Here is a 10,442-nt window from a genome sequence, read left to right as displayed (position 1 = left end):
CTGGAAGCGTAAAGAACTCCCATCATCGCAGGTCACAAGGCACTTCTTCATTTTCCCAAGCGTCATCCACAGGCATCGGTCGGTGGATCGAGGCTAAGGGAGCGGGTGCCGTTGGGCTTGCGAGCCCGCCCGAGTCCGGAGGCGGGACCCTGTCAGTACGTGGGACCCTGTGCGTGCCGACAACCCATGTCACCCATGCTGAGCTGTAGTTCTGGAGTCACGATGTGATCACATCGGAGCCTCCGGGATGGCCTCGGTGCACGCTAGGGCGCCGTGGCGATAGGTCTGCTCTACCGGTTGTGTTGCGTGCTTTTGGGTTGGCTGCGGCTGCTGGCCCGCTCCTCCGCGGCGAAAGACGTCGAGATCTTGGTGCTGCGCCATCAGCTGAGTGTCTTGGAACGCGGCAGGCCAAAACCCGCTTTCACCCTCGGCGACCGGGCGGTGATCGCCGCCCTCGTTCGACTACTGAACAAGCGTCAGCGCCTCAACCTGAAACTCTTGGTCACCCCGCGCACGGTCCTGCGTTGGCATGCGAGGCTGATCGCGAGGAAGTGGACCTATCCGCACCGCAGTCCGGGCCGCCCGGCCAAGCCCGAGGCACTGTGGGCTCTGGTGCTGCGCGTGGCTCGCGAAAATGATGGATGGGGGATATCGCCGGATCCATGGCGAACTGCTCAGCCTGGGATGGCAGATCGCCGCCTCCACCATCTGGGAGATCCTGAAGCAGGCCGACATCGACGCGGCGCCCCAGCGTGCCCGCCGATCCTGGGCGAAGTTCCTCACGGCCCAGGCCCAAGCGATTCTTGCCGTCGATGTGTCCCACGTGGATACGGTGTTGCTGCGGCGTTTGTTCGTCCTGTTCTTCGTCGAGCATGGCTCCCGGCGGGTGCACATCACTGGCGTCACCTGCAATGTCACCGCCGAATGGGCCACCCAGCAGGCCCGCAATCTGCTGACGAGCCTGGACGACGACGTCCATACCGCTGGCATCCGGTACCTGATCCGGGACAACGCCGACTATTTCGCCGAGGGCTTCGACGCGGTCTTCACCGCCGTCGGCGCCCGGGTGGCGCCCATCCTGCCGGGCGTACCGCGGATGAACGCGATCGCCGAGCGCTGGGTGGGATCCTGCAGGCGCGAGGCCACCGACCGCATCCTGATCACCGGAGAGCGGCACCTGCGCCTCGTCGTCGACGAGTACGCCGACCACCACAACGAACATCGGCCTCACCGATCACTCGGACAGCGATGCCTTGACGGAGTCGACGCGCCCGAACCGCCTGCCGTCGATGCCTCATCGCGTGTCATCAGGCATGCGGGGTGCACTGGGCGGCGATGTCGGTGTTCCGGGACCACGGCGCGGTACCACTGGTACCATTGGTGCCATGTCGGAAACCAAGGCTATGAACCTGCGCTTCCCCGACCCTGAGCAGCGGGCGGCCATCGCGGCTGCCGCGAAGCAGGAGGGGGTCAGCATGCAGGAGTACATCCTCTCGGCCGCCTACGCCCGCGCGACCGCCGTCGAGCAGCGGTTCCTGGAAGGGTTCAGGGAGTCGATGGCCCGCAGCGGCGCGGCCTTCGCAGCCGAGCCCAGCAGCGTCGATCCCAGCACTGAGCAGCGGGCGGCCGAGCAGCAGGCGCGGCAGGAGCTCGAGCACCAGGAGCGAGGTCACGCCGCGTGACCCAGCCGGCACCTCACCCGCTCGACGTCACGTTCCTGCTGCACGCTGCCGAGTTGCTCGATGGCGATCCCCAGGTCGACGACTACGGGCCGCTCTACGCCGCCGTGGCCCGGGTCAACGCCCGAGCGATGGAGCATGAAATCTACGGATCCCTGCACCTCAAGGCGGCCGCGCTGCTGCAGACCCTCGCAAGACTGCCGTGCCTGGAGCACTCGGGCGAGGCCTTCGCCTGGCATGCCACCGAGGCCTACCTCACCCTCAACGGGCGCCAGCTCGATTACCTGCCCAAAGCGGCCGTCGCACTAGTACGCGACGCCGCCTCCGGAGCGCTCGGCGTGGCCCGGATCGCCCGCCAGCTACGCGACTGGACCACCACCTGAACTACGCCGACAACACACAGCTGCCCGTCGGTGAGCACCCACCTACCCTGCGGTCACCGCCGCCGAACTGCTGCGCCTCGGGCACTCGGGCCGCCGTCCACGCCATCCTCACCCAGAACGCACGTCCACATCCCGACCGATTGGGAGCCTGTCCGGCGAATGCATCGCCGGACGCTGCGCCTGCCGAATACTCATCCGCACTGGTGGGAGGCAGTGTGCCTCGGTCACCAGGCCCCGACCCGTCGGCCGAAGCCGGGCCAGCATCCCTCCGGTTCGCGAATCCGGTCGCCATGGATCACCCTCCGTCGGCGCCGGGCTGGATCTCCACCATGAAGGCCGCGTCCTTGGGGCCGGCGCCTTCTTCGTCCGCCCACACGATCACGCGCACGTGCTGCTGGCCGATGCCGTTCACCTTCCACTCGGTGAGCAGGTCCGTGACGACGAGGGCGGCGACGTACTTGGCGTCCTGCCCCGGGGCGTCGGTGGTGACCACTCCCCGCGACCGGTGGGAGTGGGAGCCGTAGGGGTGCCAGCCCTGCGAGCCGTGCGGCTCTTCCACGCGGTACACCCAGACTCTCTCGGTGCCCATAGCACTGATCCTGCCACCGGGGGTGCTTATCGCGACACTGCGGCGGGGGGCGAGGGTAGTGTCGGCTACCCCCACCCCTCCGTCGAGCCCGCGGACGCGCGCCAAGGCGTCGGCGGCCTGGTGCGCGGTGGATGGCGATGAGTCACTTCGGGGCGGAGATCCGCCGTGGGGTGATGGCGGGGGACCGGTCTACTCAGATCGCCAACGGCCTCTTCCGCGACAGCAGGTTGTGCTTCAAAGCGAAGGGCTTGTTCGGACTGATCAGCACGCACCGGGACGGCTGGCGGATGACCGTCACCGCCCTGGCGCGCCGCGGCTGCGACGGCGAGGCGGCCGTGAAGAGCGGGCTCAGGGAGCTCGAAAAGCACGGCTTCCTGCTGAGGGAACGCGAGCGCAACCCGGATGGCCCCCTCGGCGCGGCCGCGTACGTCATCACCGACCTGCCCAGCCTGCACAACAGCAGGCCGCGACCGATGTCGGGTTTTCCACCGGTGGCTAACCCGACGTCGGTTCATCGGCCCACTGAGGAGGAAACGCACATGCCCCAGCGCGGTTCCGAGCAGCCTACCCGCGAGGTGTATCTGCTGTTCGCCCACGAGGCGTATTATCCGCCCGGCGCTCAGGAGATCAACACCTCGCTCGTGGCCACAGCCTCCCTGCTGCACCCGCGTGTACGAGAGCCCGACGGCGCGCTCATCTACGACCGCCTCACCCGCGGCCGCCTGCCGGGCGAGATCGTGCCGCTGTCCGCGCTCACCCATGAACTGGGCGGCGGTGCGCTCTGGCCGGAGGTCGGCGACGGGGAGGTGGTCATTGCGGACTTGCTCCAGCTCATCGGTGATCAGGAATGCGATGCCCTCGGCCTGGGCCTGCCGGACGTCGCCCGTGCCCTGGTGTGCTCCGGTCCCCACAGTCAGGTGCGTGCCTATGACCCGGCGGTGGGGCGGTATCAGGTGTACGGGCCGGCCGACCGCATCGAGGTCCTCGTCGAGGTCGGCAGGCAACTGGCCTGGGCGGAAGCGGGGTGCGCTCGGTGGCCGGGCGATGGCCTGCTGGCCCCCGTCAATCCAGTGGACGCCACGTGGTGTTCGGCTCCTGGTCCTGCAGGCGGAGCTTCGTCGGCTGCTGACCCGGCGCCCACGCCACTGCAAGATCAAATAGGAGTCGTGCGGATGGGTGCGGTGGGGGACACCGGCACGGGACGGGCACGGGTCCTGGTGATCATGGAGTTGCGGCGCTCTGTGACCGTGGGAGTCGCGGCCTGTCGGCCCGTCGCCGGGGTCATCCGCGAGGTTCTCGTGGCCGGCAGCGTTCTTCTGCGCCGGGTGGCCGGCGGTGATGGTGAAGAGCTCCGCCGCGGCGCTGGTGGGGCGTGGTGTCGGCGGTTCGGGCGCCGTGCTCATCACGCGGCTTGCGCGTGCGCCGTATCGGGGATCGCTCCATGGGTGCGCAGTCGGGCGATCTCGGCGGGGCCGGATTCCAGCTCGGCGAGGATCTCGTCGTTGTGCTCGCCCAGGTCCGGTGCCCGCTTGGCAGGGGCCTTCGGCACGCCTTGGAGGCCGACCGGGCTGTTGACGGTGCAGTGCATCCCGCTGGCCCCTTCCAGGGGTACGACGATGTCGTTCGCGCGCGGCTGCGGGTCCTGAGCGGTCTTCTGGGGCTTCTGGATGAGGCCGAAGGTCACGTGTTCCCTGGTCAGGACGTCTTGCCAGTGGGCGAAGGGCCGCCAGCGGAACGCTTCGTCGAGCAGCTCGGCGAGCGCGGCGGCGTTCTTGGCAAGGCCCTCGGTGTCTGTGAACCGGCGATCTTTGAGCAGCGCTGGGCGCTCGATGGCTCGCGTCAGTTGCGGCCAGTGCACGGACGAGGTTGCCAGCATGAGCCACTGGCCGTCCGATGTCCGGTAGGGGTTGGTCAGCGCGTTCACCGGCTTCGTCCGCTCGTGCAGTTCGCATGGTGTGCTGTCGGCGAGCGCGCCGGCCACGAGCGTTCCCATGGCCCAGACGCCCGGGGCGAGCAGGGATGTTTGGACACTGGCGCCTTGTCCCGTCTGCTCGCGGTGGTGGAGGGCCCTTGCGATCGAGAAGACGGTCAGGTCGAAGCCCGGCTGCCTGGCGTTGGCGTCGGCGTCGCCGACGCCGGTGAGGTCGGCGTAGATGACCCTCGGGTTCCAGCCTGCGACCTCGTCGTAGCCGAGGTGGAGCTTCTCACGGGTGCCGTGCGGGAGGTCGGTGATCACGACGTCGGCCCACTTGACGAGCCGCTTGAGGACCTCCGTGCCCGCCGGGGACTTCAGGTCGATCACCATGCCGCGCTCGTCGCGGTGGGCGAGGTGCCGGCCGTAGTTGGCCAGGGCCCGGGGGTCGGGCGGCACGGAGCTCAGGTGCCGGCAGGGGGCGTCCGTTTTCGGCGGCTCGATGTTGATGACGTCCGCTCCGCAGTCGGAGAGGATCGTGGCCGCGGCCGGTCCCGCGATGAAGCTCGAGGTGTCCAGGACCTTCAAGCTGGTGAAGACGGATTCGGTGGTCATCGTATTCACCCTACGAAGGCGCTTTGGCCGGTGACGGACTTGCCGACGATGAGCGTCTGTATCTGATGCGTGCCCTCGTAGGAGTAGAGGGCGTCGGCGAAGAACAGGGCGACGTCGTATTCGAGGACGATGCCGTTGCCGCCGAAGAGCTCGAGGCACCAGGCGACGACCTCGCGCATACGGGCACAGACGAACGTCTTGGCCAGCGCGGAGTGCTCGTCGCGGAAGATGCCCTGGTCCTGCAGCCGGGCGAGCTGCACCACCAGGCCCCAGCAGGCGGTGATCTTGCCCAGGCTTTTCACCAGCAGGTCCTGCACCATCTGGAACTTGGCGATCGGACGGCCGAAGGCTATGCGCTGCTTGGCGTAGTCCAGCGCGAGTTCGTAGGCGCCGATCATCACGCCCATGGCCTCCCAGGCGACCGTGCTGCGGGTGACACGCAGGACCTCGGCGACGTCCGGGAAGCCCTTGATGTTCTGCAACCGGTTCGCCTCCGGCACGCGGACGTCGGTCAGGGTGATCTCGGCGTTCTGCACGATCCGCAGCGCGGTCTTGCCTTCGATCTTCTCGGGCTCGAAGCCGGGGGTGCCCTTCGCGACGACAAAGCCCTTGACCTTGTTGTCGTCGACGTCCCGCGCGAAGACCCTGACGTAGTCGGCGAAGGTGGCGTTGCCGATCCATGTCTTGGCGCCGTTGAGGACCCAGGTGTCGCCCTCGCGCTGGGCGGTGGTGCGCATGCCGCCGGAGACGTCGGAGCCGCCGTGCGGCTCGGTCAGGCCGAAAGCGCCGACCTTCTCCATGGAGGCCATGGCGGGCAGGAACCTGTCGCGCTGTTCCTGGTCGCCGCCGTAGTAGACGGAGTAGAAGCCGAGTCCCTTGTGGACACCGAAGAAGGTGGCGGTCGAGGCGTCGACGCGGCTCAGCTCCATCGCCAGCATGCCGCTGAGCAGGTTACTGACCGCAGGTTTGTGCTCGCCGTAGCCCTCGTAGGCCAGGGCGTTCAGTCCGCTGCCGCGGAACTTCTCGATGTACTCGACGGGGAACTCGGCCTTGGCCCAGTACTTGTTGGCCAGTGGCTCGATCTCCTTGCTCAGGAAGGTACGGGCGTTGAGCAGGATCTCGCGCTCCTCGTGCGAAAGGTGCGCCTCGTACTGGTAGAAGTCGGCTGTCAGCTGGTCCTCCAGCTGCGCGACGGGAGTGGTGTCGGTGGTCGTGGTCATCTTTCGTTCTCGATCTGGTGCTGGCCCTGCCGGATGTCGTCCAGGGCGGACGGGATGGCGAATTGCCTGCGGCCGTGGGCCGCCGGTCTTGGCGAGTCGGTGTACGGCGTGGAGGCGTATGCCTTTTTCACCGCTTGGACGACTCGCTCCCGGTGCTCGGGGTCTTGCGAGGGCTGTCCGAGGGCCGGCTGCTGCACCCACTGGCCGATGTGTGCGCTCATGCGGCGGAAGCCGCCGGGATCGCCGCCCAGGTGTGAGCCGAGGAACGGGCCGACCGTCGCCCAGCGGATGTTCGAGCGAGTGGGGCACGACGGTGTCCAGGTCCTTTGGGGTCACCACGCCGTGCTGGACGAGGCAGACGGCCTGGCGGCTGAGCGCGTTCTGGAGGCGGTTGGCCACGAAGCCGGGGATCTCCTGGCGTTCGACGACGGGGGTGCGGCCGACGGCGGTGTAGAAGTCGACCGCCGCCTGCACGGCTTCCTTTGTGGTGCGTTCGCGAGGTACAACCTCGACGAGCGGCAGCGGGCGGGGCGGGTTGAAGGGATGTCCGACGAGGACACGGTCGGCGTCCTCGAGTCCCGTGGTGAAAGCCGTCGCCGGGATCGCCGACGACGAGCTCAGCGGCAGTGCGTGTCCGGGGGTCTCCCGGACCTGCTGGGCGAACAACCCCTTCTTGGATTCGACCCGTTCGGGGCCGTTCCCCTGGACGACGTCCGCGTCCAGGAGAGCTTCGGTGATGTCGGGCGCGAGGGGGACGAGATCGGTGAGGCCGTCGGTGTCCAGGCCCAGCCGGGCCGGCCCACGGGGGCGCATGTGGGTGATCAGCCCGTCGGCGGTGTGGATGCGGTCGATGACTCGCACGCCGTCGAGCGGCCCGGGGACGTGTGCGTCCGCCATTTTCGCGTCCTTCCGTCGCCTTGGTGGCTACGACAATGAACGCTAATGGCGCATTTTGGACATTGGAATTATCGTATTGCTAACGTTGGCGTGACCGCAGTGGTCACGCCGCCGCCAGGGCATGCCCCGTGTGAATCCGAGCGCGAATCCTGCACCCGCACGTAACGCCCGCCCCGATATCAGACGTGGATCGGATTGGCGAAGACCTCGCGGGCTGCTTCGATGAGTTCGTCCAGGTCACCGCCCGAGGCGCGCTCGCGGCGCCAGATCAGGGCAGTCTCCAACCGGCGCTCGAAATCAGTGAACGGCAGGACCTTCGTGTTCTCCATTGCATAGCCGTGTATGGGACTGTCCGGGTCGAGCACGGCAAAGAAGAAACCCCTACCGCTGGAAACCGTTTCAGCGATTCCGCCATAGCCGACGCCGGTCAGCTTGATGCGTTTCCTGACCCCACGCTCGAAAATCTCCCGGTCGAGCTGGTCGAAATAAGGCGATCTGACCTCATCGGGTGAGACGACGAAACAGAGGTCGGCCAGGTCCTGCAGCGCCAGGGAGTCCCGCCCGGCGAACCGATCGGCCGGCACCACCGCTCCCAGCCGTTCCGACATGACACGCAGCAGGTCCAGTGAGGGGTCGCTGACCGGCAGCCGGGCCAGCGCGAACGCGACCCTGTTCTCGCCCACGGCGGTGATCAGATCCTTGGAAGGGCCGGGCCGGCGCAGCAGCTCGCACCGGTTCTCAACACGCTCGGCGAGCACGTTGAGGAGCTCCCTCAGCCTCGGATGCATCCCGGTGGCAATGCCCACGACCATGGAGCAGCGCCCCGGCCGGGTCGCCTCCTGCAGCCGCCACGGCATGGCGTTGATCTGCTCCAGCACATCCCGGGCGAGCGGCAGCAGCGCCTCGCCCGCCGGCGTGAGCGTGACGCTGTGTGAATCGCGCTCGAACAGTCGGTGGCCGAGCTCCTTCTCGAGGTCCCTGATTCGCTGGCTCAACGGCGAAGTGGCCATGTGCAGTCGCCGGGCCGCCGCAGAAAAATTCAGCTCCTCGGCAACCGCGACGAAATACCGCAAATGAAACATCTCCACCTCGTCACGTTAACCCGATCCATCGGGCCGCGGTTGCCTCCTGAAGCCTGGCAAGGCACTGACCTGAACGGGAGAGCGAATCTAGCTGTGGTTCCCTGCTGCGTGCCCTCTGAACGGGCACGCAGCGAGGCACCCCGGGGCAGCCGACCCTCTGCTTTCCAGGCGAGTTCGTCGTGCAGAGCGGATCAGTTTCCGTCCCGGAAACGACCAGCGCCGACAGCCCCTGACACGCCACTGCGTACCGTGACGTCCGTCGTCGTCAGACCGCCGTCAACCCTGGTGGCCTGGTGGTCTCTTGAATCGGGGGCGCGGGGGGCGAGGCGGTGAGCCGGTAGGACGGCAGCGCCCGGCGGAGTGTGACGGCGGTGCGGGCTTGGTCGACGGTCAGGCGCACGGAGACATCACGCGAAGGTGTGCCGTGTCAGGCGTCAGCGCCATGGGCATCCGGCATCGGCAATTCGAACCACACGGTCTTCCCGCGCCCGCTCGGTGAGTTGCCCCATGCCGAAGCCAGCGCGGAAACGATGACCAGTCCCCGCCCGCCCTCGGCCTGGTCCTCCTCGCGGGGAACCGTTACGGCCTGCGCGAGATGCGGATCGCTGTCACGGACCTCTACGCGTATACGTTCGGGATACCTGTGCACGTAGACGTACACGTCGCTGTCACCGTGGACCAGGCCGTTCGTGACGACCTCCGACACCAGTAGTTCCTCGTCATCGGCCATGGCGGACAGCTCCCACCCGGGCAGCCACTCCCGCAGGAGTCTGCGCGTCTGCTGGGCCCCGTGCAGATCGCGCCGGTGGATCCTCAACTGCCGGACGTTGTGCTGAGCTTCAGCCGAGGGCCCCTCGTAGACGACCAGGAGCAACGCGGCATCGTCGGAGCATCGCAGGGGCGACTGGCTGAAGCCCCTGATGAGTCGGTCGCCGACGGACTCAAGGTTCCCGGGGTCGTCAAAGGCTACGCTCACCACCTTGGGGTCCACATCGCCTCCGACACCGGCCAGACCGTTCGTGTAGAAGGCGAGCAACGTGCCCGGCTCGAGTTGCAGCTCCATCACCTCGAAGGTCGCCTCCGGGTCGATGCCCAAAGGCATGCCTGCGTCGAGACAGACGGGTGGCATTCGGCCGTCAGCCGTGCGCATCAGAGGCGGTGGATGCCCGGCGGTGGCCATCTGCGCCCTCCCGGTGTCCGGATCAAGCCAGGCGCAGCAGCAGGTGGCGAAGAGGTCGGTTTCCAGGCCGATCATGAGCTGGTTCGCCCGGGTGAGCACGACTCCGGGGTCGTGTCCTTCGGTCGCGTAGGCGCGCACACCGCTGCGTAGCTCGCCCATCACCACAGCGGCGGCCGTGTTGTGACCCTGGACGTCCCCGATCACCATCATGCCCCGGCCCTCGGGGAGCTTGATGAGGTCATACCAGTCTCACCCGAGTTCGATTCCGCTGGTCGCCGATGCGTACCTGCTGGTGCTCACCACTCCGGCCGGCTGGGGCAGCACGGGGGGCAGCAGTGCGTGCTGCAGGTCATCGGCCAGCGCGTGCTGAACGTCGTTCATCTTGGTTCGTTCGACCGCTTGACCGACTGCCGTGGCCAGCGTGGTCAGCGTTCCCTGCTCGGCGACGATGTCACTGCGATCGACGCCGAACGCCATCGACAGGGCACCCACCGCCCTGCGCCCGGCAATCAGTGGCAGGACCATCCAGAAGCATTCCTGGTCCGACAGCGGCTCGGGCAACCGGCCGGCTGTCTGTGTATCCCGAGGGCCGTACAGGACCAGCCGCCGTCGCTCCACCGCGTCCGTCTCCGGCCTGCGCTGCGCGAGCAGTGAGCCATTCAAGGTGCGTATGAATTCCCTTGCACAGCCCGAGCTGCAAGCTACGCGGAGCCGATCTCCATCGACCAGGCTGACGAGGGCGGCTCGGGCCTGGAATCCGTCCAACACGCGCTCCATGGACATCTCCACGACGTCTGGCCGGAAAATCACAGCAGCCGAGGGCATGCCGGTGCCTGCTCGGGGCTTGGGTGAAAGTGACTGGGCTTGAGCTGCAGCGGCTGGTCA

General features: G+C 67.6%; 10 protein-coding genes and 1 pseudogene. 3 read left to right on the top strand and 8 right to left on the bottom strand.

What is annotated here, in order from left to right; translation table 11 throughout:
• Positions 1-634: 634 nt before the first annotated feature.
• The 3 genes from ACWDA7_RS45830 to ACWDA7_RS45820 are packed head-to-tail and all read left to right on the top strand — an operon-like array spanning position 635 to position 2,062.
• Positions 635-1,429 (top strand): integrase core domain-containing protein, encoded by a 795-nt coding sequence (locus tag ACWDA7_RS45830; protein ID WP_450613226.1) that lies wholly within the window; start codon positions 635-637, stop codon positions 1,427-1,429.
• Positions 1,386-1,682 (top strand): type II toxin -antitoxin system TacA 1-like antitoxin, encoded by a 297-nt coding sequence (locus tag ACWDA7_RS45825; RefSeq protein WP_450613224.1) that lies wholly within the window; start codon positions 1,386-1,388, stop codon positions 1,680-1,682. The genes ACWDA7_RS45830 and ACWDA7_RS45825 overlap by 44 nt, the downstream gene beginning before the upstream one ends.
• Positions 1,679-2,062 (top strand): fic family toxin-antitoxin system, toxin component, encoded by a 384-nt coding sequence (locus tag ACWDA7_RS45820; RefSeq protein WP_450613222.1) that lies wholly within the window; start codon positions 1,679-1,681, stop codon positions 2,060-2,062. The genes ACWDA7_RS45825 and ACWDA7_RS45820 overlap by 4 nt, the downstream gene beginning before the upstream one ends.
• Before the next feature lie 295 nt (positions 2,063-2,357).
• Here ACWDA7_RS45820 and ACWDA7_RS45815 read toward each other — a convergent pair whose 3' ends face one another.
• From ACWDA7_RS45815 to ACWDA7_RS45780, 8 genes and pseudogenes are all read right to left on the bottom strand, one after another.
• Positions 2,358-2,651, bottom strand: a complete 294-nt coding sequence (locus ACWDA7_RS45815) for a hypothetical protein (RefSeq protein WP_450613220.1) — start codon at positions 2,649-2,651, stop codon at positions 2,358-2,360.
• A 1,402-nt stretch (positions 2,652-4,053) separates the two neighbouring features.
• Positions 4,054-5,178: a CaiB/BaiF CoA transferase family protein gene (locus tag ACWDA7_RS45810; protein WP_450613218.1), complete on the bottom strand. Its 1,125-nt coding sequence runs from the start codon at positions 5,176-5,178 to the stop codon at positions 4,054-4,056.
• 5 nt (positions 5,179-5,183) lie between these two features.
• On the bottom strand, positions 5,184-6,398 hold the full coding sequence (locus ACWDA7_RS45805; RefSeq protein WP_450613229.1) for an acyl-CoA dehydrogenase family protein: 1,215 nt from the start codon (positions 6,396-6,398) through the stop codon (positions 5,184-5,186).
• Positions 6,395-6,619 carry a hypothetical protein gene (locus tag ACWDA7_RS45800; RefSeq protein WP_450613231.1) on the bottom strand — a complete coding sequence of 75 codons (225 nt, stop codon included), beginning with the start codon at positions 6,617-6,619 and terminating at the stop codon, positions 6,395-6,397. The genes ACWDA7_RS45805 and ACWDA7_RS45800 overlap by 4 nt, the downstream gene beginning before the upstream one ends.
• 118 nt (positions 6,620-6,737) lie before the next feature.
• Positions 6,738-7,211: pseudogene (locus ACWDA7_RS45795) on the bottom strand (3-hydroxyacyl-CoA dehydrogenase NAD-binding domain-containing protein); the annotation flags it as partial.
• Between the two features lie 263 nt (positions 7,212-7,474).
• Positions 7,475-8,377 (bottom strand): LysR family transcriptional regulator, encoded by a 903-nt coding sequence (locus tag ACWDA7_RS45790; RefSeq protein ID WP_450613228.1) that lies wholly within the window; start codon positions 8,375-8,377, stop codon positions 7,475-7,477.
• Positions 8,378-8,804: 427 nt separating this feature from the next.
• On the bottom strand, positions 8,805-9,767 hold the full coding sequence (locus tag ACWDA7_RS45785) for a SpoIIE family protein phosphatase (protein WP_450613216.1): 963 nt from the start codon (positions 9,765-9,767) through the stop codon (positions 8,805-8,807).
• Positions 9,768-9,806: 39 nt separating this feature from the next.
• Positions 9,807-10,118, bottom strand: a complete 312-nt coding sequence (locus ACWDA7_RS45780) for a hypothetical protein (protein WP_450613214.1) — start codon at positions 10,116-10,118, stop codon at positions 9,807-9,809.
• Positions 10,119-10,442: the final 324 nt, after the last annotated feature.

The sequence above is a fragment of the Streptomyces sp. NPDC001156 genome (genome assembly GCF_053598275.1).
The sequence above is the reverse complement of the archived record's forward strand: the minus strand, read 5'-3'. Positions and strand labels throughout refer to the sequence as shown.

What these genes read in the sequence shown, in the direction of transcription:
- ACWDA7_RS45810 (WP_450613218.1), bottom strand. Translation starts at nt 5,178, where the DNA reads ATGACCACCGAATCCGTCTTCACCAGCTTGAAGGTCCTGGACACCTCG.
- ACWDA7_RS45790 (WP_450613228.1), bottom strand. Translation starts at nt 8,377, where the DNA reads ATGTTTCATTTGCGGTATTTCGTCGCGGTTGCCGAGGAGCTGAATTTT.
- ACWDA7_RS45815 (WP_450613220.1), bottom strand. Translation starts at nt 2,651, where the DNA reads ATGGGCACCGAGAGAGTCTGGGTGTACCGCGTGGAAGAGCCGCACGGC.
- ACWDA7_RS45800 (WP_450613231.1), bottom strand. Translation starts at nt 6,619, where the DNA reads ATGAGCGCACACATCGGCCAGTGGGTGCAGCAGCCGGCCCTCGGACAG.
- ACWDA7_RS45825 (WP_450613224.1), top strand. Translation starts at nt 1,386, where the DNA reads ATGTCGGAAACCAAGGCTATGAACCTGCGCTTCCCCGACCCTGAGCAG.
- ACWDA7_RS45785 (WP_450613216.1), bottom strand. Translation starts at nt 9,767, where the DNA reads ATGATGGTGATCGGGGACGTCCAGGGTCACAACACGGCCGCCGCTGTG.
- ACWDA7_RS45805 (WP_450613229.1), bottom strand. Translation starts at nt 6,398, where the DNA reads ATGACCACGACCACCGACACCACTCCCGTCGCGCAGCTGGAGGACCAG.
- ACWDA7_RS45830 (WP_450613226.1), top strand. Translation starts at nt 635, where the DNA reads ATGATGGATGGGGGATATCGCCGGATCCATGGCGAACTGCTCAGCCTG.